At 74.0% G+C, this 26,456-nt stretch carries 24 protein-coding genes; 14 read left to right on the top strand and 10 right to left on the bottom strand.

The genetic code is table 11. The features are described 5' to 3' along the window. The first annotated feature begins 34 nt into the window (after positions 1 to 34). From ACI79U_RS10700 to ACI79U_RS10640, 13 genes are all read left to right on the top strand, one after another. A complete protein-coding gene (locus ACI79U_RS10700; protein WP_457068262.1) occupies positions 35 to 1,018 on the top strand; it encodes a carbohydrate ABC transporter permease in 984 nt (327 codons plus the stop codon). Between the two features lie 9 nt (positions 1,019 to 1,027). Then, positions 1,028 to 1,939 (top strand): carbohydrate ABC transporter permease, encoded by a 912-nt coding sequence (locus ACI79U_RS10695; RefSeq protein ID WP_457068264.1) that lies wholly within the window; start codon positions 1,028 to 1,030, stop codon positions 1,937 to 1,939. A gap of 51 nt (positions 1,940 to 1,990) precedes the next feature. Continuing rightward, positions 1,991 to 3,079 carry an ABC transporter ATP-binding protein gene (locus ACI79U_RS10690; protein WP_457068269.1) on the top strand — a complete coding sequence of 363 codons (1,089 nt, stop codon included), beginning with the start codon at positions 1,991 to 1,993 and terminating at the stop codon, positions 3,077 to 3,079. An 83-nt stretch (positions 3,080 to 3,162) separates the two neighbouring features. Then, positions 3,163 to 4,560, top strand: coding sequence for a GH1 family beta-glucosidase (locus ACI79U_RS10685; RefSeq protein WP_457068272.1), 1,398 nt, complete (start codon positions 3,163 to 3,165; stop codon positions 4,558 to 4,560). After that, the gene (locus ACI79U_RS10680; protein WP_457072791.1) at positions 4,557 to 5,282 is read left to right on the top strand and encodes an SDR family NAD(P)-dependent oxidoreductase; all 726 of its coding nucleotides are present in this window, start codon (positions 4,557 to 4,559) and stop codon (positions 5,280 to 5,282) included. The genes ACI79U_RS10685 and ACI79U_RS10680 overlap by 4 nt, the downstream gene beginning before the upstream one ends. 206 nt (positions 5,283 to 5,488) lie before the next feature. After that, positions 5,489 to 6,448, top strand: coding sequence for a glycoside hydrolase family 88 protein (locus ACI79U_RS10675; protein WP_457071752.1), 960 nt, complete (start codon positions 5,489 to 5,491; stop codon positions 6,446 to 6,448). A gap of 77 nt (positions 6,449 to 6,525) precedes the next feature. Then, the gene (locus ACI79U_RS10670; RefSeq protein WP_457071754.1) at positions 6,526 to 7,524 is read left to right on the top strand and encodes a pirin family protein; all 999 of its coding nucleotides are present in this window, start codon (positions 6,526 to 6,528) and stop codon (positions 7,522 to 7,524) included. Positions 7,525 to 7,763: 239 nt separating this feature from the next. Then, positions 7,764 to 10,577 (top strand): hydrogen gas-evolving membrane-bound hydrogenase subunit E, encoded by a 2,814-nt coding sequence (gene mbhE, locus ACI79U_RS10665; RefSeq protein WP_457071756.1) that lies wholly within the window; start codon positions 7,764 to 7,766, stop codon positions 10,575 to 10,577. Beyond that, a complete protein-coding gene (locus tag ACI79U_RS10660; RefSeq protein ID WP_457071758.1) occupies positions 10,574 to 10,993 on the top strand; it encodes a sodium:proton antiporter in 420 nt (139 codons plus the stop codon). Before mbhE ends, ACI79U_RS10660 begins: the two co-directional genes overlap by 4 nt. Next, on the top strand, positions 10,990 to 12,564 hold the full coding sequence (locus ACI79U_RS10655; RefSeq protein ID WP_457071760.1) for a monovalent cation/H+ antiporter subunit D family protein: 1,575 nt from the start codon (positions 10,990 to 10,992) through the stop codon (positions 12,562 to 12,564). The genes ACI79U_RS10660 and ACI79U_RS10655 overlap by 4 nt, the downstream gene beginning before the upstream one ends. After that, the gene (locus tag ACI79U_RS10650) at positions 12,561 to 12,995 is read left to right on the top strand and encodes a Na+/H+ antiporter subunit E (RefSeq protein WP_457071763.1); all 435 of its coding nucleotides are present in this window, start codon (positions 12,561 to 12,563) and stop codon (positions 12,993 to 12,995) included. The genes ACI79U_RS10655 and ACI79U_RS10650 overlap by 4 nt, the downstream gene beginning before the upstream one ends. Then, positions 12,995 to 13,249, top strand: a complete 255-nt coding sequence (locus ACI79U_RS10645; protein WP_457071765.1) for a monovalent cation/H+ antiporter complex subunit F — start codon at positions 12,995 to 12,997, stop codon at positions 13,247 to 13,249. Before ACI79U_RS10650 ends, ACI79U_RS10645 begins: the two co-directional genes overlap by 1 nt. Then, positions 13,246 to 13,596, top strand: coding sequence for a cation:proton antiporter (locus ACI79U_RS10640; protein ID WP_457071767.1), 351 nt, complete (start codon positions 13,246 to 13,248; stop codon positions 13,594 to 13,596). The genes ACI79U_RS10645 and ACI79U_RS10640 overlap by 4 nt, the downstream gene beginning before the upstream one ends. 16 nt (positions 13,597 to 13,612) lie before the next feature. On the opposite strand, the gene ACI79U_RS10635 is transcribed toward ACI79U_RS10640, so the two are convergent. The 6 genes from ACI79U_RS10635 to ACI79U_RS10610 form a co-directional block, all read right to left on the bottom strand. Then, the gene (locus ACI79U_RS10635) at positions 13,613 to 15,361 is read right to left on the bottom strand and encodes a dipeptide ABC transporter ATP-binding protein (protein WP_457071769.1); all 1,749 of its coding nucleotides are present in this window, start codon (positions 15,359 to 15,361) and stop codon (positions 13,613 to 13,615) included. Then, complete coding sequence (locus ACI79U_RS10630) at positions 15,358 to 16,425, bottom strand: ABC transporter permease (RefSeq protein WP_457071771.1); 1,068 nt, start codon at positions 16,423 to 16,425, stop codon at positions 15,358 to 15,360. The genes ACI79U_RS10635 and ACI79U_RS10630 overlap by 4 nt, the downstream gene beginning before the upstream one ends. 1 nt (position 16,426) lies before the next feature. Continuing rightward, complete coding sequence (locus ACI79U_RS10625; protein ID WP_457071773.1) at positions 16,427 to 17,524, bottom strand: ABC transporter permease; 1,098 nt, start codon at positions 17,522 to 17,524, stop codon at positions 16,427 to 16,429. A 60-nt stretch (positions 17,525 to 17,584) separates the two neighbouring features. Beyond that, on the bottom strand, positions 17,585 to 19,228 hold the full coding sequence (locus ACI79U_RS10620; RefSeq protein WP_457071776.1) for an ABC transporter substrate-binding protein: 1,644 nt from the start codon (positions 19,226 to 19,228) through the stop codon (positions 17,585 to 17,587). A gap of 214 nt (positions 19,229 to 19,442) precedes the next feature. Further along, positions 19,443 to 21,479, bottom strand: coding sequence for a TPM domain-containing protein (locus ACI79U_RS10615; RefSeq protein ID WP_457071778.1), 2,037 nt, complete (start codon positions 21,477 to 21,479; stop codon positions 19,443 to 19,445). A gap of 86 nt (positions 21,480 to 21,565) precedes the next feature. Then, positions 21,566 to 22,324 (bottom strand): VOC family protein, encoded by a 759-nt coding sequence (locus tag ACI79U_RS10610; RefSeq protein ID WP_457071780.1) that lies wholly within the window; start codon positions 22,322 to 22,324, stop codon positions 21,566 to 21,568. Positions 22,325 to 22,497: 173 nt separating this feature from the next. Here ACI79U_RS10610 and ACI79U_RS10605 point away from each other — a divergent pair, with 173 nt between their 5' ends. Then, positions 22,498 to 22,857, top strand: a complete 360-nt coding sequence (locus ACI79U_RS10605; protein ID WP_457071782.1) for a Rieske (2Fe-2S) protein — start codon at positions 22,498 to 22,500, stop codon at positions 22,855 to 22,857. A gap of 44 nt (positions 22,858 to 22,901) precedes the next feature. Here the strand turns inward: ACI79U_RS10605 and ACI79U_RS10600 are convergent, their stop codons facing one another. From ACI79U_RS10600 to recR, 4 genes are all read right to left on the bottom strand, one after another. Continuing rightward, positions 22,902 to 23,720 (bottom strand): MetQ/NlpA family ABC transporter substrate-binding protein, encoded by an 819-nt coding sequence (locus ACI79U_RS10600; protein ID WP_457071785.1) that lies wholly within the window; start codon positions 23,718 to 23,720, stop codon positions 22,902 to 22,904. 37 nt (positions 23,721 to 23,757) lie between these two features. Beyond that, a complete protein-coding gene (locus ACI79U_RS10595) occupies positions 23,758 to 24,414 on the bottom strand; it encodes a methionine ABC transporter permease (protein ID WP_457071787.1) in 657 nt (218 codons plus the stop codon). Further along, complete coding sequence (locus ACI79U_RS10590) at positions 24,411 to 25,505, bottom strand: methionine ABC transporter ATP-binding protein (RefSeq protein ID WP_457071789.1); 1,095 nt, start codon at positions 25,503 to 25,505, stop codon at positions 24,411 to 24,413. Before ACI79U_RS10590 ends, ACI79U_RS10595 begins: the two co-directional genes overlap by 4 nt. 287 nt (positions 25,506 to 25,792) lie before the next feature. Next, positions 25,793 to 26,392: a recombination mediator RecR gene (gene recR / locus ACI79U_RS10585; protein ID WP_457071791.1), complete on the bottom strand. Its 600-nt coding sequence runs from the start codon at positions 26,390 to 26,392 to the stop codon at positions 25,793 to 25,795. Positions 26,393 to 26,456: the final 64 nt, after the last annotated feature.

Genomic DNA, 26,456 nt, shown 5'->3' with positions numbered 1-26,456 from the left:
GCCCGACCCGCGCACCCGACCGTCAGGACCTCGTATGACCATCGCGAGTGGCACCGTCCGCGAGGCGGCCATCGCCGCACCCCCACCCGATCCCGCTGCCGCCCCGGCCGCCCCGCGCAGGCGGCGGCGCCTCACCCAGAACCGCTGGGGCTACGCCTACGTCGCCCCGTTCTTCCTGGTCTTCGCGGCCTTCAGCCTGTACCCGTTCCTCTACACCGCCTGGATCTCGCTGCACCGGACCAGCCTGAGCAACATCAGCGGCGGTGAGTTCGTCGGCCTGGAGAACTACCGCAACCTGCTGCAGAGCGAGTTCTTCTGGAACGCCGCCCGCAACACGCTCACCATCGGGATCCTCGCCACGGTCCCCCAGCTGTGCATGGCCCTGGGCCTGGCGCACCTGCTCAACTACAAGCTCCGCGGCCGGACCTTCTTCCGCACCGTGATGCTGATGCCCTACGCGACCAGCATCGCCGCCGCGACCCTGGTCTTCGCCCAGCTCTTCGGCCGCGACTACGGCCTGATCAACACCGCACTGGAGGCCGTCGGCCTGTCCCGGATCGACTGGGAGGCCGGCACCTGGACCAGCCAGATCGCCATCGCCGTGATCGTGACCTGGCGCTGGACCGGCTACAACGCACTGATCTACCTGGCCGCGATGCAGTCGATCCCCGGCGAGCTCTACGAGGCCGCGGAGATCGACGGCGCCAGCAAGTGGAAGCAGTTCCTGCACGTGACGATCCCGTCGCTGCGCCCCACCATCCTCTTCACCGTCGTCATCTCGACCATCGGCGCCGTGCAGCTGTTCGGTGAGCCGCTGCTGTTCGCCGGCAACGGCACGACCAGCGGTGGCTCGGCAGGTCAGTACCAGACGCTGGGCCTGCTGATGTACCAGCAGGGCTGGACCAACTTCCACATCGGGCAGGCGGCCACCACGGCCTGGGCGATGTTCCTGATCATCCTGGTGATCGTGGGGGTCAACGCCGTCATCGGCCGCCTCCGCGCCCGGGCCGAGCGGTAGGAGGCGGGCATGGCGACGATCGCCCTCCCGAGCACGGAGAACACCCAGGCACCCCCGCCCCCCACCGCGCGGCCGACCCGGCGGGGCAAGGGCGCCGGCGGCAAGAACACCAAGGCGGGTCCGGTCGCCTACACCCTGCTGACCCTGGTGTCGCTGGTGTCGATCTTCCCGCTGTACTGGACGGTGGTGGCCGGTTCGCACACCAACGCCGAGATCGCGGCGACCCCGCCGCCGTTCCTGCCCAACGCCAGCTTCTTCGACAACATGCGGCTGGCGCTGGACCAGGCCCCGATCGGGCTGGCCATCCTGAACTCGGTGCTCGTCTCCAGCGCGATCACCGTGGGCACCGTGCTGTTCTGCACGCTGGCCGGGTTCGCCTTCGCCAAGCTGCAGTTCCGCGGCCGCGGAATGCTGCTGGCGCTGGTGATCGGCACGATGATGGTGCCCACCCAGCTCGCGGTGATCCCGCTGTTCATGATGATCGCCGAGCTGCAGTGGGTGAACCAGCTGCAGGCGGTCATCCTGCCCACCCTGGTCAGCGCCTTCGGCGTCTTCTTCATGCGCCAGTTCCTGATCTCCGCGCTGCCCAACGAGCTGCTGGAGGCCGGCCGGGTCGACGGCGCGTCGACCTTCCGGATCTTCCGCTCGATCGTGCTGCCGGTGGCCCGCCCGGCGATGGCCGTGCTGGCGATGCTCACGTTCCTGACCGCCTGGAACGAGTTCTTCTGGCCGCTCATCGCGCTGACCACCGCCAACCCGACCGTCCAGGTCGCGCTGGCGGGGCTCGGCTCCGGCTACGTCCCGCAGCGCGCGGTGATCATGGCCGGCACCCTGTTGGGCACCCTGCCGGTGCTCATCGTCTTCGCGATCCTCGGCAAGCAGATCGTCGGCGGGATCATGCAGGGCGCGGTGAAGGGATGACCGGCGCCCACCCCCCGATCCCCCTCCCCCTCAGCCGGAAAGGCGCCTGACATGGCCACCGTCACCTTCGACCACGCCACCCGGATCTACCCCAAGGCCGAGCGGCCCGCGGTCGACGCACTCGACCTGGAGATCGCCGACGGCGAGTTCCTCGTCCTGGTCGGCCCCTCGGGCTGCGGCAAGTCCACCTCGCTGCGGATGCTGGCCGGGCTGGAGGAGGTCGACTCCGGCTCGATCGTCATCGGCGAGCGGGACGTGACCGACCAGCCGCCCAAGGAGCGGGACATCGCCATGGTGTTCCAGAGCTACGCCCTCTACCCGCACATGACGGTGGAGGAGAACATGGGCTTCGCGCTCAAGCTCGCCGGCATCTCCAAGGACGAGCGCGCCACCCGGGTGCGGGAGGCGGCGAAGATCCTGGACCTGGAGCCGTACCTGTCCCGCCGGCCCAAGGCCCTCTCCGGCGGCCAGCGGCAGCGGGTGGCGATGGGGCGGGCGATCGTGCGCAACCCGCAGGTGTTCCTGATGGACGAGCCGCTGTCCAACCTCGACGCCAAGCTGCGCGTGCAGACCCGCACCCAGATCGCCGCCCTGCAGCGCCGGCTGGGCACCACCACCGTCTACGTCACCCACGACCAGGTCGAGGCGATGACGATGGGCGACCGCGTCGCGGTGCTCAAGGACGGCCTCCTGCAGCAGTGCGACACCCCCGGCTCCCTCTACGACCGGCCGGCCAACGTCTTCGTCGCCGGCTTCATCGGCTCCCCGGCGATGAACATCGCCACCGGGCCGGCGGTCGACGGCGGCGTGCAGCTGGGCGGCGCGGTGCTGCCGGTGCCCCGCGAGCAGCTGACCCGGGCGGCGGCCGGCAACGGCCAGGTCACCGTCGGCTTCCGGCCGGAGGCCGTCGTGCTGGCCCCCGCCGGGAACGGCGTCCCGGTCCACGTCGACCTCGTCGAGCACCTGGGCAGCGACGCGTTCCTCTACGCCCACCTCACCGGCAGTGCCGACGACGGCGCCGAGGTGATCATCCGCACCGAGCCGCGCACCACCGCGGCCGCGGGCGACCGGGTGCACGTCTCCGTGCTGCCCGGCCAGCTGCACGTCTTCGACCCCACGAGCGGCCTGCGCGTCGATTGACGCGCACACTTCTCCACGACTCGCGCGCCCCAGCGGCGGGGCGCGCCGGCCACACCCGTCCCCAGCAAGGAGCACACCCCGTCATGACCTCCACCGACGTCCGCGAGGACCGGACCGCCGGCCTCCTGTTCCCCCCGGGGTTCGCGTTCGGCGCAGCCACCGCCGCCTACCAGATCGAGGGCGCCGTCGACGTCGACGGCCGCGGCCCGTCGATCTGGGACACCTTCAGCCACACCCCCGGCAAGACCCACCTGGGCCACACCGGCGACGTCGCCTGCGAGCACTACGCGCGCTACCCGGCCGACGTCGCGCTGATGAAGGAGCTGGGGCTGGACGCCTACCGCTTCTCCGTCTCCTGGTCGCGGATCCTGCCCGAGGGCACCGGCCGCATCGAGCAGCGCGGGGTGGACTTCTACCGCCGGCTGGTCGACGAGCTGCTCGACGCCGGCATCGCCCCGTGGCTGACCCTCTACCACTGGGACCTGCCCCAGGCGCTGCAGGACAAGGGCGGCTGGACCGACCGCGACACAGCCTACCGCTTCGCCGAGTACGCCGGGGTGCTCTACGACGCCCTCGGTGACCGGGTGCCGCACTGGTCGACCCTGAACGAGCCGATGTGCAGCTCGCTGCTGGGGTACATGGCCGGCCAGCACGCCCCGGGCCACACCGACCCGGTCGAGGCCTCCCGGGCGGTGCACCACCTGCTGCTCGGTCACGGCCTGGCGATCCAGACGCTGCGCGACAAGGGCGCCGACCACCTGGGCATCACGCTGAACTTCACCCCGATGAAGCCGGCCACCGACTCCGCCGCCGACCTCGACGCCGCCCGCCGCCTCGACGGCCAGCAGAACCGGATGTTCCTCGTGCCGGTCGTCACCGGGGAGTACCCGGCCGACGTCGCCGCGGACCTGGCCGCCGCCGGCGCCCCGCTGCCCGTCGAGGACGGCGACCTGGAGATCATCTCCACCCCCGTCGACTGGCTGGGCGTGAACTACTACTTCCAGTCGACCGTGCGGGCGGTCAGCGAGCCCACCGGCAAGCAGTCGGCGTTCATCGGCGCCGAGCTGGTGGCGGACCTCGAGCCCGAGGGCCCGACCACCACGATGGGCTGGGGCATCAACCCGGAGGCGTTCACCGAGCTGCTGACCTGGATCAGCGGGGTCGCCCCGGGCCTGCCGATGTTCATCACCGAGAACGGGTCGGCCTGGCCGGACCAGGTGTCCGCCGACGGGCAGGTGCACGACCCGGAGCGGGTCGACTACCTGCTGCGGCACCTGTCCGCGATGACCGAGGCGATGCAGGCCGGCGCCGACGTGCGCGGGTACTTCGCCTGGTCGCTGCTGGACAACTACGAGTGGGCCCGCGGCTACGACCAGCGGTTCGGCATCGTGCACGTCGACTACGAGACCCAGGTCCGGACGCCGAAGGACAGCGCCCGCACCTACGCCGACGTCATCCGCAGCGCCAAGGACGGCGTGTGACGGCCGACGGGTCCAGCGCCGACCTCGCGGGACGCCGGGTGCTGCTCACCGGCGCCTCCCGCGGGGTCGGCGCGGCCGTCGCCCGGAAGCTGGTCGCGGCCGGCGCCGACGTGATCGGCACCGCCCGGGACGAGCAGCGGCTCGCCGAGCTCACCCGGGAGCTGGCCGACGGCCGCGGCACGTTCACCCCGGTCGTCGCCGAGCTCACCGACGAGGCCACGCCGCACCGGCTGGCCGAGGCGGTCGGGGAACGGTGGGGCGCGCTGGACGTGCTGCTGAATAACGCGGGGGTGATGCTCGCCCGCGAGCCGCGGTTCGAGGACGAGCCGGCGGGCACGCTCGAGGAGAGCCTGCTGGTCAACTGCGTCGTCCCGCACCGCCTGGTGCTGGCGCTGCTGCCCGCGCTGCGCAAGGCCGAGGAGCCGCGGGTGGTGCACGTCAGCTCCGGGGCGGGCACCACCGAGCTCATCCGGGACGCCGGCATCGGCAGCTACCGGGTCAGCAAGTGGGCGCTCAACGGGCTGGTGCTCATGCAGGCCGCCCAGCTCGCCGGCGAGGTCGCGGTCAACGCCCTCGACCCGGGCTGGGTGCGCACCGACCTCGGCGGCCAGGAGGCCCCGGGCACCCCGGAGGAGAGCGCGGAGGGCGCACTGGCGCTGCTGCGCGAGCCGACGACGGTGACCGGCCGGATCTTCAAGGACGGCACCGAGATCGACTTCTGAGAGCTCGTCCGCTGACGCCGGGAGCATCGCAGGGAGCGCCAGCGACCGAGGAGCGGACCGAAGACTGCTCGTCCGCTGACGCCGGGAGCATCGCAGGGAGCGCCAGCGACCGAGGAGCGGACCGCAGACTGCTCGTCCGCTGACGCCGGGAGCATCGCAGGGAGCGCCAGCGACCGAGGAGCGGACCGCAGACTGGAGGAGGCACCGTGCTGGACGACGAGGTCCGCACGCAGGTCCTGTCGGCTCTCCTGGTCACCCAGCGGCACAGCTGGGACCAGGGGCTCACGGCCGCCGTGCTCGAGGTGTCGGGCACGGCGGCCGCGCTGCGCGTGCTGGTCGACGACGCGGTGGCCCGGCAGCTGCCCGACGGGCGGCTGGCCGAGCTCGACCCGCGCTGCTCGGTGAACGGCGGGGCGGTGGCCGAGTTCGTCGACCTGGTGGCCGGCCGCACCGGCGACGAGGGCCTGGCCGCGGCCGTCGCCCGGCAGCGCGGCTGGCTGCTCGGCGGGGCGCCCCGGGCCGACGACGGCACGTTGTTCCACCTGGTCGAGGGCCGGCAGGTGTGGGCCGACACCGTGTACATGGTGGTGCCGTTCCTCGCCGCCACCGGGGCCGCGGTCGCCGCGCTCGACCAGCTCGACGGGCACCGGGCCCGGCTGCGCGACCCGGACACCGGGCTGTGGGCGGCCCGCTGGGACGAGGACACCGGCCGGCCGGCCGACGCCCGCGCCTGGGGCACCGGCAACGGCTGGGTGGTGGCCGGTCTGGCCCGCGCAGTCCGCTGGCTGCCCGGGCGGCGCGGCGTGGAGGTGGCCGCGGAGGTGCGCGGTCTGCTGACGGCGGCCGCCGCGCTCCGCCGTCCCGACGGACTGCTCGGCGACGTGCTCGACGACCCGGCCAGCCGACCGGACCCGACGGTGGCGGCGATGTTCGCCTGGGCGGCCCTCACCGGAGCCGCCGAGGGCTGGCTCCCGGCCGACTGCGCCGGCCTGGGCAGCGAGCTGCTGGCCGCGGCGGTGGACCGGCTCGACCCGCTGGGCCGGGTGGGCGGGGCCAGCGCGGCGCCGCACTTCGACCGGCCCGGCCACTCCCCGGAGGCACAGGCGTTCCTGCTGCTCGCCGAGGCCGCGGAGCGCCGCTGGCGACGGGACCACCAGGCCGGGTGACCCGCGCGGGGAAGACGTCCGGCTCCGGCCGACTTACAGTGGCATCTGGTTGAGCATTCAACAGAAGTGAGGCCACCATGCCCGCCGTCACCGTCGAGGACACCACCGCCCTGCCCCGGGTGCCGCTGCCCGCGCCGCGCACCGTCCAGCGGCGCACCCGCTCGGTCACCAGCGCACCGCAGGGTTACGAGGGCGAGGGGTTCCCGGTCCGCCGCGCCTTCGCCGGCGTGGACCTGCGTGACCTGGATCCGTTCCTGCACATGGACCAGATGGGCGAGGTCGAGTACGCCCCGGGCGAGCCGAAGGGCACCGCCTGGCACCCGCACCGGGGCTTCGAGACCGTCACCTACCTGCTCGACGGCACCTTCGAGCACGCCGACAGCCACGGTGGCGGCGGCACGATCAGCAACGGCGACACCCAGTGGATGACCGCCGGCTCAGGGGTGCTGCACATCGAGAAGCCGCCGGAGGCGCTGGTGCTCAGCGGCGGCCTGTTCCACGGCCTGCAGCTGTGGGTGAACCTGCCCCGGGCCCGCAAGTGGGTGGAGCCGCGGTACCAGGACCTGCGCGCGCACGAGTCGGTGCTGCTGGCCAGCCCGGACGGCGGCGCGCTGCTCCGGGTGATCGCCGGCGACGTCGGCGGGCACACCGGCCCGGGCAGCACCTACACCCCGATGGCGATGGTGCACGCCACCGTCTCCCCCGGTGCCACGCTGCAGCTGCCCTGGCGCCCGGACTTCAACGCCCTGGTCTACGTGCTCTCCGGCAGCGGCGCGGTCGGCATCGACGGCCACCCGGTGCACACCGGCCAGCTCGCCGTGCTGGGCCCCGGCGACACCGTGACCGTGCACGGCACCCGGCCCGGCGACCGGCACGCGCAGTCGCGCACCCCGGACCTGGACGTCGTGGTCCTCGGCGGGCTGCCGATCCGCGAGCCGATCGCCATGTACGGGCCGTTCGTCATGAACACCCGACAGGAGCTGCTGGACGCCTACACCGACTTCTCCGCCGGCCGGCTGGGCAGCGTCCCGGCCCAGCGCGTGGCGCACGGTGACGTGCGCGGCGAGACGGCGTAGGAAGCCGGCCGTGAGCACCACCGGGACGCGTCCCCGGGTTCGCCGGCCACCGGCTGGCCGCCCCAGCGCTGCCCCCGACCCCGGTGCAGGCCCGCGGCCGGGAACGCTGAGGCAGGTCCGCGGGTCGGGCACCGCGCACCGACGCCGACCTGCAGGTCCTCCCAGCAGCGCCTAGTTTCGACACCGGTGCGCCGGGAAGTCTGGTCGGCAGGCCCGTCCCCGACCCCTGGAGCCGCTCGGTGACCCTGCTCGTCGCGCTCGGAGCGCTGCTGGCGCTCACGGCGCTGGCCCCGTTGCTGGTCCGCCGGCTGGGGCCGAGCACCGGGTACGTCCTGGCGGCGGGGTTCCTGCTGGTGGGCGGGCTGCTGCTCACCCACACCCCCGCGGTGCTGGCCGGCTCGGTGGTCGAGCGGTCGGTGGAGTGGCTGCCGAGCCTGGACGTCTCCCTCACCCTGCGGCTGGACGGCGTCTCGCTGGTCTTCTGCCTGATCGCCCTCGGCGTCGGTGCCCTGGTGCTGGCCTACTGCCCGCACTACATCGACGAGGAGGAGGCCCGGGGACCGCTCTACCCGCTGCTCACCTTCTTCGCCGCGGCGATGGTCGGGCTGGTGCTGGCCGACGACCTGGTGCTGCTCTACGTCTGCTGGGAGCTGACCACCCTCTGCTCGTTCGCCCTGATCTCCACGGCGGGCACCCCCGCGACCCGCGCCGCCCGGCAGGCACTGCTGGTCACCGTGACCGGCGGGCTGGCACTGCTGGCCGCCGTCGTCCTGATCTCGGTGACCGCGGGCACCACCCGGCTGTCCGCCGTCCTCGCCGACCCGGCCGTGGTGCTCGACTCCCCGGTGGCGCTGCCCGTCGGGGCGTTGCTGGCGGTCGCCGCCTTCACCAAGTCCGCCCAGCTGCCGGTGCACTTCTGGCTGCCCGGCGCGATGGTCGCGATGACGCCGGTGAGCGCCTACCTGCACGCGGCGACGATGGTCAAGGCGGGCATCTACCTGCTGATCCGGTTCAGCCCGCTGTACGCCGACCAGCCCGCGTGGCAGGCGACCCTGATCGTGGTCGGGCTGACCACCGCCGTGGCCGGGGCGGTGATGGCGCTGCGCGAGCACGACCTCAAGGCCGTGCTGGCCCAGTCGACGGTCAGCCAGCTCGGCCTGCTGGTGGCCGCGATCGGGGTGGGCACCTCCGAGGCGCTGGCCGCGGCGCTGCTGCACACCATGGCGCACGCGTTGTTCAAGGCGACGCTGTTCATGCTGGTGGGGATCATCGACGAGGAGACCGGCCGCCGCGACGTGCGGGAGCTGTCCGGGCTGCGCCGGGTGATGCCCTGGACGGCGACCTTCACCGGCCTGGCGGCGCTGTCCCTGGCCGGAGTGCCACCGCTGCTGGGGTTCGTCAGCAAGGAGTACCTGTTCGCCGGCTTCCTCGACACCGAGCTGGCGCCCTGGGCCGGCCCGGTCGCCGCGTCGGCCGCGGTGCTGGCCTCCGCGTTCACCGTCGCCTACAGCGCACGCATCGTGTACGGCGCGTTCGGTGGCGGTGCCACCGAACCGCCGGACCTGCACGAGCCGGCGGCGTCGTTCCTCGCCCCGGCCGCGGTCGCCTCCGTCGCCGGTCTGCTGCTCGGCCCGGCCGTCTCGCGGCTGGACCCGCTGGTGGGGGCCGCGACCGGCGCCGCGCTGCCCGGCGCGGACCCGCCGGAGGTCTACCTGTGGCACGGGTTCACCCCGGAGCTGGGCATGTCCGCGGTCACGCTCACGGCCGGGCTGCTGCTGTTCTGGCAGCGCGACGCGGTGGACCGCGTGCTGCAGCGCATGCGGTTGCCGGACAGCAGCGAGCTGTTCGAGGGGGCCCACACCCGGCTGCTGCACGCCGGCACCGCGCTCGGTCGTCCCGACCGGGTGCCCGCGCTCGCCGCGCACCTGGCCCGCCCCGTGCTGGGGGTGGCGGTGCTGGCCGGTGTCGGCGTCATCGCCCTCGGCGACCTCCCGCCCCGGGCGGGGAGCTCGGAGCCGGTCGAGTGGCCGTTGCTGGGGCTGCTGGCGCTCGCGCTGGCCGGTGCGGTGGTGACCGGCTCGGCGCTGGTCCTCGTCGCCCTGGTCGGGGTGGTGGGCCTGCTCGTCTCCGTGTGGCTGGTGCTCGCCGGCGCGGTCGACGTGGCCCTCACCCTGCTGCTGGTCGAGGTGCTCACCGCCGTGGTGCTGGTGCTCGTGCTCCGCGGCACCCCGACCGGGCTGCCGCACGGCAGCCGGGCCCGGCGCTGGCCGGCGGCTGCCCTGGCGGGGGCGGTCGGGCTGGCGGGAGCCGGGGCGACGGCGGCGTTCACCGGCCGCCGCGAGCTCTCCCCGGCCGGCGACTTCTACCTGGAGCGGGCGGACGACCTCACCGGCGGGGGCAACGTGGTCAACACCGTGCTGGTCGACTTCCGTGGCCTGGACACCTTGCTGGAGTCGGTGGTGGTCGGCGTCGCCGCGGTCGGCCTGCTGGTCCTGCGCGCCCGCGCCGGCACCGCTCGCCCGCCGGCCACCGGCGCCCGGGACTCGATCGCCGGCACCGGCACCCCCACCGAGGACGTCGTGCTGCGGGTGAGCACCCGGGTGCTGGTCCCCGGCATGCTGGTCCTGTCGGCGTTCCTGCTCTGGCGCGGGCACGACGCCCCGGGCGGCGGGTTCATCGCCGCGCTGGTGGCCGGGATCGCCGTGGTCCTGCAGCGTCTGGTGCTCGGCCCCTACCCCCGCCTGAGCCGGGCACTGCGGGGCCGGCCGCTGACCGGCGCCGGCATGGTGGTCCTCATCGGGGTCGCCACGGTGCCACTGCTGTCCGGCAACCCGCCGCTGCAGCCCTTCGACGTGCCGGGGCTGTCCGCCCTGGGCGCCGGCTCGTCGCTGCTGTTCGACCTCGGCGTCTCCCTGCTGGTGCTCGGGCTGGTCGCCGCGACGACGGACACCCTCGCCGACCGGGCCGCCGGGGACGACCGCGGCCGCACCCCGGCGAGGGGCGCCGAACACCCGGCCGACGACGGCCTCGCGGCCGTGGGGAGCTCGCGGTGACCGCCGCGCTGGCCGTCGGGCTCCTGCTGGCCGCCGGCGTGTACCTGGTGCTGCAGCGCACCATGCTGCGCGTGGTGGTCGGGTTCGTCCTCCTCGGGCACGCGGTCAACCTGCTGGTGCTGGCCGCCGGCGGATCACACCGGCGGGGGCTGCCGCTCCCCGGGCAGAACGGGGACGAGCCGGCGGCCGACCCGCTGCCGCAGGCCTTCGTGCTGACCGCGATCGTGATCACGTTCGCGATCACCGTCTACCTGCTCGGCCTGGCGCGGGCCGGCCGGGTCGACCCCGAGGACGACGACGGGACGGTCGACGACCCGGGCACCGCCTCGGCCGGGGTCCCCGTCGACGCCGTCCCCGACCCGGTCACCCCACCGGCCCCGGACGTCGCCGGCGACGATGCGGCCGGCCCGCGGTGAGCGCGCTGCTCGCCGCCCCGGTGCTCGCCCCGCTGCTGGCCGCCGGGGCGCTGCTCCTGCTCGGCCGACGGCGGCCCGGCTCCTCCCCGGTCGACCGCGCGGTGGGGATCGCCGTCAGCGCGGCGGTGGTCGTGATCGCCGTGGTGCTGCTGGCCGGCGCGATGGGCGGCGAGATCCCGGTGCTGCGGGTCGCCGGGTGGCCGACGGTCGTCGCGATCACCTTCGCCGCCGACGCGCTGAGCGCCCTGATGCTGCTGCTGACCTCGGTCGTCGTGCTGCTGAGCCTGGTCTACGCGATCGGCACCGGGGAGGACGACGCCCCGTTGACGGTGCCGCTGGTGCTGGTCATGTCCGCCGGCGTCTCCGGTGCGCTGCTGACCGCGGACCTGTTCAACCTCTTCGTCTTCGTCGAGGTCATGCTCGTGCCCAGCTACGTGCTGCTCGCGCTGGGCCGGGAGCGGCAGCGGGTGGCGGGCAGCCGGCTCTACGTCACCGTGAACCTGCTCGCCTCGACGATGTTCCTGGCCGGCATCGGCCTGCTCTACGGCGTGACCGGCACCGTGCAGCTGGGCGAGCTCGCCGGGGTGGCCGCGGCCGGCACCCCGGCCGCGCTCGCCGCCGGGGTGGCGATGCTGGCGATGGCGGTGAAGTCGGCCGTCGTGCCGTTCCACAGCTGGCTGCCCGGCTCCTACGCGGTGGCCGGGCCGGCGGTGACCACGCTGTTCTCCGGACTGCTCACCAAGGTCGGGTTGTACGTCCTGTTCCGGCTGTACGCGGTGCTGTTCGACCGCGACCCGGACCTGCGCTGGCTGCTGCTGACCGCGGCCGTGCTGACCATGGTGGTCGGGGTGCTGGCCGCGGTCGGGGAGAGCAGCATCCGGCGGGTGCTGCTGTCGCACATGGTCAGCCAGATCGGGTACGTGCTGGTCGGCCTCGGGCTCGCCACGCTGGCCGGGTTCACCGCGGCGCTGTTCTTCCTGGTCCAGTACGTGCTGGTGAAGGCGGGTCTGTTCATGGTCGGCGGCGCGCTCCGCACCCGGTACGGCACCGACACCCTCGACCGCCTCGGCGGGCTGGCGCGCCGCGAGCGGGTGCTCGCGGTGGCCTTCGGGGGCTGCGCGCTGGCGCTGGTCGGCATCCCGCCCACCTCCGGTTTCGTCGGCAAGCTGCAGCTGGCGTCGGCCACGGTGGCCGCCGGCGCCTGGTGGGTGACCGCGGCGCTGCTCGCGGTCAGCCTGATCACCCTGGTGTCGATGCTGAAGGTGTGGAACCGGGTGTTCTGGGTCCCGCCGGACGACGGTCTCCCCGAGCGCGTCGACGAGGCGGGGCAGGCCGACGAGGCCGGGCGGGCCGCCCCGGCGGGGCCCGGCGCCGGCGGCACCGGGAGCACGGCCACCCGGCCCCGGGCCGGGCGCGGGGTGCGGGCGGCGCTGGTCGGCCCGCCGCTGCTGCTGGCCGGCACCGCGCTGGTGCTGGGGGTCTGGGCCGAGCCGCTGCTGCAGGCGGCCGGCGCGGCGGCCGCCGGCCTGGTCGACCCGGGCGACTGGGTGACCGCGGTGACGACCCGGTGAGCGCGGTCGGGCGCACGCTGCGGCACGCCGGCCGGCTGGTCTCCTTCGCGGTGAGCTACGCCGGGCGGTTCCTGCTGGCCAACTTCGAGGTGGCCCGGGAGATCGTCACCCCCGGCATCGGGGTCACCCCGGCGGTCATCCGGCTCGAGCTGGGCGGCCGCACCGACCTGGAGGTGGCCTCCTTCATCGCCCTGATCGGGCTCACCCCCGGCACGATGGTGATCGCCTCGCACGACCGGCGGGCGGAGGGCGGCACCGTCGACGTCGCCGCGCACGTCATGCACGTCAGCGACGTGGCGGAGACCCGGGACGAGCTGTACCGGCTGGAGGACCGGATGCTGGCCGCCTGGCGGCGCAGCGGGGAACCCTCCGGCCGGTCCACCGGGCGGGCCGCCGGGAAGCCGGCCGCACCGGAGAGGGAGGAAGGCTGATGGTCCTCGACGCGGCGCTCGTCGTGCTCGCGCTGTCACTGCTGGCGGCCGTGGCGCGCATCGTCTTCGGGCCGACCGATGCCGACCGGGTGCTCGGGGTCGACTTCGGGTTCGTGGTGACGCTGTGCGCGGTCGCCGTCCTGTCCGTGCGGATGCAGGCGCCGGCGCTGCTCGACCTGGTGCTGGTGGGCACCCTGGTCGGCTTCCTGGCCACGGTGGCGCTGGCCCGGCTGGTCGCGAGGCGGTCCCGGTGAGCGCGCTGGGCGACGTCGTCCTGCTGCTGGGGGTGGCGCTGGTCGGGGTGGCCGCCGTCGGCCTGCTCCGGCTCCCCGACGTCTACAACCGGACCAACGCCGTGGCCAAGGCCGCCAGCCTCGGGCTGGTCTGCGTGCTGCTCGGCGTCGCGTTGCAGGTGTCCGACACCGGCGCCACCGTGACCCTGCTCGTCGCCGCCGCGCTGCAGCTGTTCACCGTGCCGATCGCCGGTTTCGAGGTCGGCCAGGCGGCGCGGCTGACCGCGGCCCCGCTGACCCGGCGCACCCACACCGACGAGCTCGGGGTGAGCGACCGGGAGCCTGAGGACGGGTCCGGCTCCCGGTGACCCGGGCGCGCGCGGGTCACTCGTCGGCGCGCAGCCGCTCCCACTCGGCCCGGCGGGCGGCCTGCTGGTCGGGGTCGGGCACCGGCAGCGAGGCCAGCAGCCGCCGGGTGTAGGCGTGCTCCGGCGCGCCGAGCACCTCGGCACCGGTGCCCTCCTCGACCAGCCGACCGCGGAGCAGCACCGCGATCCGGTCGGCCAGCAGGTCGACGACGGCCAGGTCGTGGCTGATGAACAGCGCGGCGAACCCGAGCTCCCGCTGCAGCTCGGCGAAGAGCTCCAGCACCCGGGCCTGCACCGAGACGTCCAGGGCCGAGGTCGGCTCGTCGGCCACCAGCAGTTCGGGGTCCAGTGCCAGCGCACGGGCCAGGCTGGCCCGCTGCCGCTGCCCACCGGAGAGCTCGTGCGGGTACCGGTCGCCGAAGGCCCTGGGCAGCTGCACCGCCTCGAGCAGCTCGTCGACCCGCCGGCGGGCGGCACGGGGGTCCTTCGCCCGCTTGTGCACCACCAGCGGCTCGGCCACCGCGTCGGCGATGGTGAGCAACGGGTTGAAGCTGGTCGCCGGGTCCTGGAAGACGAAGCCGATCCGCTCGCGCACCGGGCGGAAGGTGCGCTCCCGCATCCCGTTCATCTCCGTGCCCAGCACCTGCAGCGACCCGCCGCTGACCTTGGTGAGCCCGGCGATCGCGCGGCCGATCGTGGTCTTGCCGCTGCCGCTCTCCCCCACCAGCCCGAGCACCTCGCCGGGCCGGATGTCGAAGCTGACGCCGTCGACGGCGGTGAAGTCGGGCTTGCGCAGCCGGCCGGGGTAGACGATCCGCAGGTCCCGCGCCGAGACCACCGGGGTGGTCCCGGCCCAGCCCGGCGCGCGCTGCTCGGCCCGCGCCCGGGCGTTCACCGACCCGCCGCCCAGCCGCGGGACGGCAGCCAGCAGCTGCTGGGTGTAGGGCTCCTTCGGCGACGCGAACAGCGTGCGGACGTCGGCCTGCTCGACCAGCTCCCCGCGGTACATCACCGCCACCCGGTCGGCGAGGTCGGCGACCACGCCCATGTTGTGCGTGATCAGCACGATCGCTGCGCCGAAGTCGTCGCGGCAGCGGCGCAGCAGGTCGAGGATCTCCGCCTGCACGGTGACGTCCAGGGCGGTGGTCGGCTCGTCGGCGACGATCACGCCGGGGTCGAGCACCAGCGCCTGGGCGATGACGATGCGCTGCTTCTGCCCGCCGGAGAACTGGTGCGGGTAGTGGTCGATCCGGGTCTCCGGGTCGGGGATGCCCACCCGGCGCAGCACGTCGATCGCCTTGGCCCGGGCCTCGGCCTTGCCGAGCTTGCCGTGCGCGCGCAGCCCCTCGGTGATCTGCCAGCCCACCGGGTAGACCGGGTTCAGCGCCGTCGAGGGCTCCTGGAACACCATCGCGGCGTCCTGCCCGCGCACCTGGCGCAGCTGGCTGCCCCGCAGCGTGACGACGTCGTGCGAGCTGCCGCCGTCCCGGCTGCGCAGCACGACCGCGCCGCGCGCGGTGGCCGTCTCCGGCAGCAGGCCGAGGATGGTGCGCGCGGTGACCGTCTTGCCGCTGCCGCTCTCCCCGACGATCGCCAGCACCTCACCGGCGGCGACCGTCAGGCTCACGTCGCGGACGGCGGCCACGGTGCCGGCGTCGGTGGCGAAGGAGACCGCGAGGTCGCGGATCTCCACGACGTCACCGCTGCCCGGCCCGGTCGCGTTGGTGCCGGTCGCGTCGGTGCCGGCCGTGTTGGCGGTGGTCATCTCCGGTCTCCCCGTCCCTGGTTCTCGAGCCCATCGACCCCGCCCGGCCCGGCGCTCAGCGCACCGCCGGGTACCGCGGACACCTCGGCCGCACCCTCGGGCTGCTGCTGGGCGGCCCGGCGGCGGGTGCGCAGCCGCGGGTCGGCGAGGTCGTTGAGGCTCTCCCCGACCAGCGTGAGCCCGAGCACCACCAGCACGATCGCCAGGCCCGGGAACAGCGCGGTCCACCAGATGCCGCTGGTGACGTCCGAGAGCGCCCGGTTGAGGTCGAAGCCCCACTCGGCGGCCTCGGTCGGCTCGATGCCGAAGCCGAGGAAGCCCAGCCCGGCGAGGGTGAGGATCGCCTCGGAGGCGTTGAGCGTGAGGATCAGCGGCAGCGTGCGGGTGGCGTTGCGCAGCACGTGCCGCAGCATGATCCGCCGGTTGCTGGCGCCGATCACCCGGGCGGACTCGACGAACGCCTCGGACTTGATCCGCACCGTCTCCGCGCGGACCACCCGGAAGTACTGCGGGATGAAGACCACGGTGATCGAGATGGCGGCCGCCCAGATGCCGCCCCACATGCTCGACTGCCCACCGCTGATCACGATCGCCACGATGATCGCCAGCAGCAGCGGGGGGAAGGCGTAGATGGCGTCGGCGACGACCACGAGCACCCGGTCCAGCCAGCCGCCGAAGTAGCCGGAGACCAGGCCGAGCAGCACGCCGAGGACCAGCGACAGGGCGATCGCGACGATGATCACGTACAGCGCCGTCCGGGAGCCCCAGATCACCCGGGACAGCACGTCGTAGCCGCCGACGGTCGTGCCGAGCCAGTGGTCGGCCGACGGCGGCTGCTGCGCGCCGAAGGAGCCCTGCGCGTCGCGCAGCTGGCTGTACTCGTAGGGCGCCAGCAGCGGGGCGAACACCGCGGTGAGCACGAAGACGGCGGCGAGTACCAGCCCGGCGACGAGCATGCCGCGCTGCAGGCCGACGCTCTGCCGCAGCTGGTGGACGACGGGCAGCTGCCGCCAGGTGCGGCGGCGGCCGGTGGACGCGGTGGCGGCGTCTGTGGCGGTGGCCATCTCAGTACCTCACCCGGGGGTCGATGAGCGCGGCGATCACGTCGACGACGAAGTTGGTGACCGCGACGATGACCGCCAGCAGCGCGACGATCCCCTGGACCGCGACGAAGTCGCGGGCCTGCAGGTACTGGGCGAGCTGGAAGCCCAGGCCCTTCCACTCGAAGGTGGTCTCGGTGAGCACCGCGCCGGCCATCAGCATGGCGATCTGCATGCCGATGACGGTGATGATCGGGATCAGCGCGGGGCGGTATGCGTGCTTGCGCAGCAGCCGGTACTCCCCGACCCCGCGCGAGCGGGCGGCCTCGACGTAGCCGCTGCCCAGCGTGCCGATGACGTTGGTGCGCACCAGCCGGAGGAAGACCCCGGCGGTGAGCAGGCCCAGGGCGACCGCGGGCAGGACGGCGTGCTGCAGCACGTCGACGAGCACGTCGGGGTCGCCGGTGCGGATCGCGTCGATCAGGTAGATGCCGGTCTGCCCGTCCAGGCGCTGCAGCTCGATCTCGGTCCGGGTGGAGGCCCGCCCGGCGACCGGGAGCCAGTCCAGCTGGACGGCGAACACGAGCTTGAGCAGCAGGCCGGCGAAGAAGACCGGGGTGGCGTAGCAGAGGATCGCGAAGACCCGCAGCATCGCGTCGGGCCCCCGGTCCCGCATGTAGGCGGCGAGCTGCCCCAGCGGGATGCCGACGACGAAGGCGACCAGCAGGGCGTAGAAGGTCAGCTCGAGGGTGGCGGCACCGAACGTGGTGAGCACCTCGGTGACCGGGCGCCGGTCGCTGAGCGTGGTGCCGAAGTCCCCGGTGAAGACGTTGCCGAGGTACTCCAGGTACTGGGTGAACAGCGGCCGGTCGTAGCCGGCCTCCCTGATCCGCTCCTGCAGCTGGTCGGCCGGCAGCCGGCCGCCGAGCGCGGCGGTGATCGGGTCACCGGTGGCGCGCATCAGGAAGAAGACGGTGGTGACCAGGATGAAGATCGTCGGGAAGATCAGCAGGAAGCGGACGAGGAGGTAGCTCCCCAGTCCGCCGCCGGTGCGCCGTCGGCGGCTCGCGGGTGGTGCGGCCGGCTCGGTGGCTTTCCCGGCCAGCTCGGAGGTCGTGGTCATCGCTCCCAGTCCATCAGGACGACCCGTCGGAGGGCGGGCCGGGGTGGTGCGGAGGGTGGATCAGCCCTTGGAGAGGGCGCCGTACCGGAACTTGAACGACGGGTCCAGGGTGTCCTGGGCGCCGTCGACGTCGGTGCCGGTGACGGCCACCTGGGCGCCCTGCAGGTACGGGACGGTCGACAGGTCGTCGGCCACCAGCTGCTGGATCTGCTCGATCAGCGCCTGCCGCTCGGCCGGGTCGGCCGTCGTCGCCTGCTGCAGGATCAGGTCGTTGACCTGCTGGTTCTCGTAGTGGTTGCCCAGGAAGTTCTCCGTGAGGAAGAACGGCGTCAGGTAGTTGTCGGCGTCGGAGTAGTCCGGGAACCAGCCGAGCTGGTAGGCCGGGTAGACGTCGGCGGTGCGCTGCTCGGAGTACTGCGTCCACTCGGTGGTCTGCAGGTCGACGGTGAACAGCCCGGAGGACTCCAGCTGGTCCTTGATCAGGGCGTACTCGTCACCCGAGGACGGGCCGTAGTGGTCGTTGGAGTACTGCAGGTTCAGCTGCACCGGGGTCTGCACCCCGGCGGCCTGCAGCAGCTGCGCGGCGGCCTCGGCGTCCGGGCCGCCCTCGCCGTCGCCGTACTTCTCCCGCAGCGGCTCGACGGCACCGGTCAGGCCCTCGGGCACGTAGGAGTACAGCGGGGTGAAGGTGCCCTTGTAGACCTGCTCGGCCAGCTCCTCGCGGTCGATCAGCCCGGCCACCGCCTGGCGCACGGCCAGCGCCTTGGCCGGGTCGGCCTCCGGCGTGGTCGCGCCGTAGGGCTGGGTGTTGAAGTTGAAGACGATGTAGCGGATCTCGCCGCCGGGGCCGTCGACGACCTGGACCTCGTCGTTGCCGCGCAGGTCCTCGACGTCGGTCGCGCTCAGGCTGCGGAAGGCAACGTCGATGTTGCCCTCCTGCACGTCCAGCTTCAGGTTCGAGGCGTCGGCGTAGTAGCGGACGCTGACCTCGTCGGTCTTCGGGGCCCCGAGCAGGCCCTCGTAGCCGTCGAACGCCTCGTAGGAGACCAGGTTGTTCTGGTCGTAGTCGGTGATCGTGTAGGGGCCGGCGAAGGCCTGGCCGTCGACGATCTCCTGGTCCGGGGTGAGCGCGTCGGCGGCGAAGACGTCCTCGTCGACGATCGGGCCCGCGGGGCTGGACAGGATCTGCGGGAAGACCTGGTCGTTGCCCGTCTTGAGGTTGAACACGACGGTCTGCTCGTCCGGGGTCTCGACGCTGTCGAGGTTGTACAGCAGCGACGCCGGGCCGCTCTCGTCGTTGATCGCGACCATGCGGTCGAAGGAGAACTTGACGTCGGAGGAGGTCAGCTCGTTGCCGTTGGCGAAGGTGAGCCCCGGCTTGAGGGTGACCGTGTACTGCGTCGGCGAGGTGAACTCCGCCGACTCGGCGATGTCCGGCTCGACGTCCGGGCTGCCCAGCGGGGTGTTCATCAGGAACGGGTAGACCTGGTTCATCACGGCGAAGGAGCCGTTGTCGTACGAACCGGCCGGGTCGATCGTGGTGATCTTGTCGCTGGTCCCGATGATCAGCGACTCGCCGCCACCGCTCCCACCGGAGCCGCCGTCGTCGCTGCCGCCACCGCACGCCGCCAGCGCGAGCGCCGTCGCCGTGATGCCCGCCGTCGCGACCAGCGCACGCCGGCCGCTCCTGGACACGGAGTTCATCCGCCACCTCGTTCTTCGTCCAGGCGGCCCGGTGGGCGCACAGGCGCCCGCCCCGGCCGCCTGTGGTCATGGGAATGCATGACTAACACACCTTTCCCACCAGACGGGACGGCGGGTGCCGACCTGTGATGGTGTTGTGACCCCGCGGCCGTTCATCTGAGGGGCACGTCACGTCCACCGTCTGGCAAGGCCGGCCGCTGCCGGCCCGGGGCGCTCAGAAGCTGCCGCCCCCGCTGAAGCCCCCGCCACCACCGAAGCTGCCGCCCCCGCTGAAGCCGCCACCGCCACCCCCGCCGCCGAAGCCGCCGCCGTAACCGCCGCCGAGGCCGCCGAGCAGGAGGCCACCGAGCATCCCGCCGGCCATGCCCCCGGCGAACCCGCCGCCGAGCCCGCCGCCGCCGCGGCGGTAGCCGCCGCCGTACCCGCCGGACATGTAGTCCTGTACGTCCTGCTGAGCCTGGGCCAGCGCCTGCCGGGCGAGTGCGTCGGCCCGCTGCGCCGACCGCAGCGCCGCGACCGGGTCGTCCGCGGCCGTGCGCGAGGCGTCGTCCAGGCTCCGGTCGGCTTCGGCGAGCCGGGTGCGGGCCACGCTGCCGACGGCGCCGCGGCGGGTGGCGATGAAGTCCTGCGCCACCGCGATCGAGGTGTCCGCCGCCCGCACCGCCTGCTGCAGGTGCGCGGCCGCGCGCTGCTGCTGCTGGCGGAGGTCCCGCGCCGGCTCGAGCGCGGCCTCCAGCGCCAGGTCGGCCTCGTCGAGCTGCCGCACGACCGCCAGCGGGTCGGGCAGCGCGCCGTCGCGCGGCTGCCACTGGGCGGTGGCGGCGGCGAGCGCGCTCTCCGCGCGGGCCAGCTGCTCGCGCAGACCGGGGGTGTCCACCCCGCGGCCGAGCAGCGCCTGGGCCTCCGCGATGTCCTTCTCGGTCTCCGCCCGCACCGCGGTGAACCGGTCCCCCGCCGAGGCCAGCTCGCCGGCCACCCGGCCGACCGAGTCCAGCAGGGTGCGGGCCTGCGCCAGCGCGTCCTCGGCGGTGCGGACCGCCGGCACGGCGGCCGCCGAGCGGCCCTCCTCGAGCTCGGCCCGGCCGTGCGCCAGCGCCTGCTCGGCGAGCTCGGTCCGCGCCTGCGCCTCGGTCACGTTGTCGGCGACCGGCGACCAGGCGCTGCGGGCGTAGCGCTGCTGCAGCTGCTGGAGCGTGCGCTCGGCCTCGGGCAGCCGGGCGCGCACCGTGTCGACCATCGGGACGAGCGCGGCCAGTGCCTCGGGTGCGGACTCCTCGAGGTGACGCAGCCGGGCGTAGGCCTCCGACTGGGCGTCCAGCCGGGCGGACGATGCCGCGGTGAGCTGCAGCAGCTCGGTGAGCATGCGGCGCTGGGTGGGCTCGTCCTCGGGGATGTCGTCGTCGAGCTCCTGGCGGATCGTGAACGCGTGCGACAGCTCGGCCTTGGAGGCGTCCAGCGCCTCCTGGAACCCGGCGACCGGCTGCTCGCCGTACTGCGACCGGGCGTAGGCGAGGTCGAGCTCGGAGGTCTTGACCGCCTCGTCGAGCGCCAGCAGCTCCTCGCTGGCGCGGAACATCAGCTGCTCGGTCGGGGTGCCGTGGTGCGGGTCGCGGGCGGCCGCCTCGGCGGCGGCGCGCTCCCGGGCCGCCCGCTCCTGGGCCGCCTGCTGCTTCTTGCGGCGCCGGCTGCGCACCAGCGCGTACCCGCCACCGCCGACGAGGGCGATCGCGGCGAGCACGCCCAGCGCCCCCGCTCCCCCGCCATCGGTGGAGCCGGCCGATCCACCGCCGGTGCGGATCCCCTCGGCCAGCGTGACCGCGGCCCCGGCCCAGTCACCGCTGCCCAGCTCTGGTTCGACGTCGGTGGTGACCAGCGAGGCGAACTCGGCCTCGGTCACCGGGCTGTTGGGCCCAACCTCGAAGCTGGTGAACTGGTCCTCCGTGGCCACCGCGAACAGGGCCTCGTTCGTGCCCAGCCCCGCCAGGTCGAAGGCCTGCTCGGCCCAGGCGCCCTGGCTCAGCCCGTCGAAGGACTCGACGTAGACGACGTACAGCTGGGTGCCGTCCTCGGTCTGCAGCTCCTGCAGCGCGGACTCGACCTCCGCCTCCTCCGCGCTGCTCAGCACGTCGGCCTGGTCGACCAGCTGCTCGGTGGGCGCGAACGGGGGCACGGCCAGGGCCGGGCCGGCGCCGAGCAGCACACCGGCCGCACCGAGGACGCCGACGGTCAGGGATCGCACGGGGAGGCGCATGCACCCATCGTCGCCGATCACGCTGTGCCGCGCTCCAAGCCCGCTCCGGCCGGGACGCCGGGACGGCCCGGCCGCGTGCTGCCCGGTCAGCCGGCGAGCTCCTGCATCACCGTGAACGGGGCGCCCTGCGGGTCGGCGACCACGGCGACCCGGCCGTAGGGGGTGTCCTCGGCGGGCATCAGCACCGTGCCGCCACCGGCCTGCACCGCGCGGACCGCGTCGTCGGTCGAGGCCACGGCGAACGCCGTCAGCCAGCCGCGGGGCAGGCCGGGTGTGACGCCGCCGAGGCCGCCCAGCGGATGGTCCCCGGTCGCGAAGGTGCAGTACCCGCCGGCATCGGGGATCTCGTCGAAGCGGAAGTCGAACACCGCGGCGTAGAACTCCCGCGCCGCGGCCGGGTCGTCGACCGCGACCTCGTTCCAGACGACCGCGCCGGGCTCGTTGAACACCTGCACCCCGGTGGTGGTGCCGGCCTGCCAGAGGCCGAACGGGTTGCCCTGCGGGTCGGCGGCGATCGCCATCCGGCCGGCCGGGCCGACGTCCATCGGTGGGGCGAGCACCGCACCGCCGGCCGCGGTCACCCGGGCCGCCGTCGCGTCGGCGTCGTCGGTGGCGAAGTAGGTCGTCCAGCGGGGTGGGTCGGCCGGGTCCTGCTGCGGGCCGAGCCCGGCTGCCTCGTGCCCGTCCTTCAGGCACATCAGGTAGCCGCCGGAATCCGGGCCCGGGTCGCGGTGGGTCCAGTCCAGGAACGCCGCGTAGAACGACCGGGCGGCGTCGACGTCGGGGGTGCCGAGATCGACCCAGCAGGGCGTGCCGGGGGGCCAGGCGGTGTCGCGAGTGGGCATGTCTCCTCCTCGGGAAGGACTGCGCTCGGTCGGGCGGCCGAGGCGACGACCGTCCCGCCGGGGTCCGACGCTTTCCCGACCTCCCGGGCCCGGTGCACCGGCACTCCGGCGGAGGACTCCCGTGTCGCTGCCGTGGGTAGGTGCCCGGGCACCCACCGAGGCCAGGAGGCCCCGTGCCCGACCACCACCGCGTCCCCGCCGCCGACCTGCCACCCGGTGCCGTGCGCCCGGCCGGCTCCTGGGCGGTGACCAACTCGGCCGGGCGGCTGTCCGCCGTCTCCCGGCGCTGCCGCCACCAGCTCGCCGACCTGGCCGAGGGCACCGTCGACGCCGAGGGCTGCCTGGTCTGCCCGTGGCACCAGGCCCGCTACGACACCTCCACCGGGGAGATGGTCACCGGACCGCGCGGTTTCCTCGGCTGGCACGGGCCGACGCCGGGCTACACGACGCTGGTGCGCTGGTTCGGCCAGGTGGCCCGGCTGCGGGTCCGCCGGGCGGTGCGCTCCGGGGACGACGTCGTCGTCCACGGATGAGCTCCCTCTCCTCGCCGAAGTGGCCACTTCGGCGAGGAGGGAGCTCAGAACGCCGGGATGACCGCGCCCTCGTAGGTCTCCTCGATGAAGGTGCGCACCTCGTCGGAGTGCAGCAGCTCCTCCAGCTGCTGGATCCGCTCGTCGTCCTCGTCGCCGGTGCGCACGACCAGCAGGTTGGCGTTGGGGTTGCCCTCCGCCTCCTCCAGCGCCAGCGCGTCCTCGGCCGGCACCAGGTCGGCGTCGATGGCGTAGTTGCCGTTGATCACCGCGGCGTCGACGTCGGTGAGCGAGCGGGGCAGCTGCGCGGCCTCGATCTCGGTGATCTGCAGGTTCTTCGGGTTCTCCTCGACGTCCAGCGCGGTGGGCGCGGAGTCCCCGGTGTCGGCCAGCGTGATCAGGTCGTTGGCGGCCAGCAGCCGCAGTGCGCGGCCGGCGTTGGTCGGGTCGTTGGGGATCGCCACGGTGGCGCCGTCGGGCAGCGCGGCCAGGTCGGTCAGCGACTCGGAGTAGATGCCCAGCGGCTCGATGTGCACCGGCGCCAGCGGGGTGAAGTCGTACCCGGCGCTGGCCTCCTGCTCCTCCAGGTAGGGGATCGTCTGGAAGTAGTTGGCGTCGATCGACCCGTCGGCCAGCGCGGTGTTCGGCTGCACGTAGTCGGTGAACTCGACGACCTCCAGGTCCAGGCCGGCGTCGTCGGCCAGCTCCTCGTCGATGTACCGCAGGATCTCCCCGTGCGGCACCGGCGAGGCGCCCACCTGCAAGGGCTCGTCGGCGCCGGAGAGCTCGGCGTCGCCGCCCCCGCAGGCGGACAGGGTCAGCGCGGTGGTGAACGCGGCGGCGGTCAGGGTGAGCTTCGAGCGCATGGGTGTCCTCGTCTTCCGGAGTGGTTCGGTCGTGGGGTCAGGCGTGGGCGAGGCGGCGCGCCCAGCGGTCGCCGGCCCACTGCAGGGCCTGGACGACGGCGAGCAGCACCACGACGGTGACCACGGTGATGTCGGTGCGGAACTGCTGGTAGCCGTAGCGGATGGCGAAGTCGCCCAGCCCGCCGCCGCCGATCGCCCCGGCCATCGCCGAGTAGCTGATCAGCGCGACGACGGTGACGGTGATGCCGGCGACCACCGACGGCAGCGCCTCGGGCAGCAGCACGGTGCGGACGACGTCGCGCCGGCGGGCGCCCATCGCGAGGGTGGCCTCGACCTTGCCGTGCGCCACCTCGCGCAGGCTGGTCTCCACCAGGCGGGCCAGGAACGGGACGGCGCCGATGGTCAGCGGCACGATCGTCGCGGTCGAGCCGATCGTCGTCCCCACGATGCCGCGGGTGACCGGCGCGACCAGGACCAGCAGGATGATGAACGGCAGCGAACGGCCCAGGTTGACGACCAGGCCGAGCAGCCGGTTCAGCAGCGGGTGCGGCGCCAGCGCACCCGGGGCCGTCACCGTCAGCAGCACCCCGAGCGGGACGCCGAGCAGCACGGTGAGCGCGGTGGAGACGCCGACCATGTAGAGGGTCTCGCCGCTGGCGTCGACCAGCTGGGGCGCGATCCGGTCCCAGTTCACCGCTGCACCTCCGGGGCGTCGGCGAGCTGCTGGACGTCGGGTGGCCCGGGGTCCGCAGCAGGCTGGTCGTCGGCGCCCGGCATGCGGCGTTCCCCGGTCGGCACGGCCCGCTCGACCAGCGCGCCGTCCGCCCGCAGCCGGGCGAGGGCGGTGTCCAGCCGGCCGCCGTCGTCGCCCTGGACCCGCAGCAGCAGCCGGCCGAACCGGTGACCGGCGACGGACTCGACCGAGCCGCCGGCCACCTCAACCGAGAGCCCCAGCTCGCCGGCGAGCACCCGCAGCACCCGCGCCTCGGGGGCCGCGTCGGTGACGGTGACCGCGACCAGGTCGCCGTCCCCGGTGGGGTCGACGGGCGGCGCGGGGACCAGCTGGGCGGCCAGCGCCGAGTCCGGGCGGGTGAGCACCTCGGCCAGCGGGCCACCGTCGACCACCCGCCCGTCGCTCATCAGCACCGCGCTGTCGCAGACGGCCTTGACCACGGCCATCTCGTGGGTGATCAGCAGCACGGTGAGGCCGAGCTCGGCGCGGACCTGGCGGAGCAGGTCGAGCACGCCGGTGGTGCTCGCCGGGTCGAGCGCCGAGGTCGCCTCGTCGCACAGCAGCACGGTGGGGCGGGCGGCCAGCGCCCGGGCGATGGCGACCCGCTGCTTCTGGCCACCGGAGAGCTGAGCGGGCCGGGAGCCGTGCCGGTCGGCCAGCCCCACGAGGTCGAGCAGCTCGGCGACCCGGCGGCGGCGCTCGGCGCGGCCCACCCCGGCCAGCTCCAGCGGGTGCTCGACGTTGCCGGCGGCGGTGCGCGAGTCGAGCAGGTGGAAGTGCTGGAAGATCATGCCGACGCTGCGCCGGGCCCGGCGGACGCCGTCGTCGTCGAGGTCGGTGAGCACCTGGCCGTCGACGGTGACCGTGCCCGACGTGGGCCGCTCCAGCAGGTTCACCAGCCGGGCCAGCGTGCTCTTGCCCGAGCCGCTGGGGCCGACGACGCCGGCGAACTCGCCGCGGGCGACCGACAGGCTCACGCCGTCGACGGCGACCACCTCGCCGGCACCGCGGCGGGCGGGGAAGACCTTGCGGACGTCGGACAGCTCGATCATGGGCGGGTCCTCGGGCAGGGGCGGGCGGTCGGGCGCTGCTCCCCGGGGCCGGCGTCATCGCGCACGGACGCCGTCCGGGAGCTCCTCGGCGGGAGGGGCGGGACGCCGCCGGTCAGAGCGTGCTGGCGACGCGCATCAGGTCGATGGCGCGACGACGCGTCAACGAACCCGGCTCGACCACTCGTCCAGACTCCCCCGCTCCCGCCGCGCCCGCCACTTCCGGGCCCCCGCTGTGATGGAACGCTCAACCACCGCGCCGAAGTGGCCACTTCGGCGCGGTGGTTGCCTCATGCGTCGATGCGGCGGCGGCCCTCGAACGCCCGCCCCAGGGTGACCTCGTCGGCGTACTCCAGGTCGCCCCCCACCGGCAGGCCGCTGGCCAGCCGGGAGACGGCCAGCCCGAGCGGCCCGACCAGCCGGGCCAGGTAGGCGGCGGTCGCCTCGCCCTCGAGGTTGGGGTCGGTGGCGATGATCAGCTCGGTGACCGTGCCGTCCATCAGCCGGGTCATCAGCTCCTTGACCCGCAGGTCGTCGGGGCCGATGCCCTCGATCGGGCTGATCGCACCGCCGAGCACGTGGTACCGCCCGCGGAACTCCCGGGTGCGCTCGATCGCGACGACGTCCTTGGGCTCCTCGACGACGCAGATGGTGTCGAGGGTGCGGCGCGGGTCACGGCAGATCCGGCACTGCTCGCCCTCGGCGATGTTGTAGCAGGTCACGCAGAAGCGGACCTCCGCCTGCACCCGCTGCAGCGCGGCGACCAGCCGGCCCACGTCGGCCGACTCGGCGGCCAGCAGGTGGAAGGCGATGCGCTGGGCACTCTTCGGGCCGACGCCGGGCAGTCGCCCGAGCTCGTCGATCAGGTCCTGGACAGCGCCCTCGTACACGGTTCTCCTCGGGAAGGCAGGAACTCCCGCGGGGCTCCGGCCGCGGCCGGAGCGCCGCGGGGGG

Source organism: Modestobacter sp. SYSU DS0904 (genome assembly GCF_054051115.1).
The sequence above is the reverse complement of the archived record's forward strand: the minus strand, read 5'-3'. Positions and strand labels throughout refer to the sequence as shown.

What these genes read in the sequence shown, in the direction of transcription:
- ACI79U_RS10620 (WP_457071776.1), bottom strand. Translation starts at nt 19,228, where the DNA reads ATGAACTCCGTGTCCAGGAGCGGCCGGCGTGCGCTGGTCGCGACGGCG.
- ACI79U_RS10625 (WP_457071773.1), bottom strand. Translation starts at nt 17,524, where the DNA reads ATGACCACGACCTCCGAGCTGGCCGGGAAAGCCACCGAGCCGGCCGCA.
- ACI79U_RS10635 (WP_457071769.1), bottom strand. Translation starts at nt 15,361, where the DNA reads ATGACCACCGCCAACACGGCCGGCACCGACGCGACCGGCACCAACGCG.
- ACI79U_RS10645 (WP_457071765.1), top strand. Translation starts at nt 12,995, where the DNA reads ATGGTCCTCGACGCGGCGCTCGTCGTGCTCGCGCTGTCACTGCTGGCG.
- ACI79U_RS10590 (WP_457071789.1), bottom strand. Translation starts at nt 25,505, where the DNA reads ATGATCGAGCTGTCCGACGTCCGCAAGGTCTTCCCCGCCCGCCGCGGT.
- ACI79U_RS10630 (WP_457071771.1), bottom strand. Translation starts at nt 16,425, where the DNA reads ATGGCCACCGCCACAGACGCCGCCACCGCGTCCACCGGCCGCCGCCGC.
- ACI79U_RS10600 (WP_457071785.1), bottom strand. Translation starts at nt 23,720, where the DNA reads ATGCGCTCGAAGCTCACCCTGACCGCCGCCGCGTTCACCACCGCGCTG.
- ACI79U_RS10695 (WP_457068264.1), top strand. Translation starts at nt 1,028, where the DNA reads ATGGCGACGATCGCCCTCCCGAGCACGGAGAACACCCAGGCACCCCCG.
- ACI79U_RS10700 (WP_457068262.1), top strand. Translation starts at nt 35, where the DNA reads ATGACCATCGCGAGTGGCACCGTCCGCGAGGCGGCCATCGCCGCACCC.
- ACI79U_RS10670 (WP_457071754.1), top strand. Translation starts at nt 6,526, where the DNA reads ATGCCCGCCGTCACCGTCGAGGACACCACCGCCCTGCCCCGGGTGCCG.
- ACI79U_RS10685 (WP_457068272.1), top strand. Translation starts at nt 3,163, where the DNA reads ATGACCTCCACCGACGTCCGCGAGGACCGGACCGCCGGCCTCCTGTTC.
- ACI79U_RS10610 (WP_457071780.1), bottom strand. Translation starts at nt 22,324, where the DNA reads ATGCCCACTCGCGACACCGCCTGGCCCCCCGGCACGCCCTGCTGGGTC.
- ACI79U_RS10690 (WP_457068269.1), top strand. Translation starts at nt 1,991, where the DNA reads ATGGCCACCGTCACCTTCGACCACGCCACCCGGATCTACCCCAAGGCC.
- ACI79U_RS10615 (WP_457071778.1), bottom strand. Translation starts at nt 21,479, where the DNA reads ATGCGCCTCCCCGTGCGATCCCTGACCGTCGGCGTCCTCGGTGCGGCC.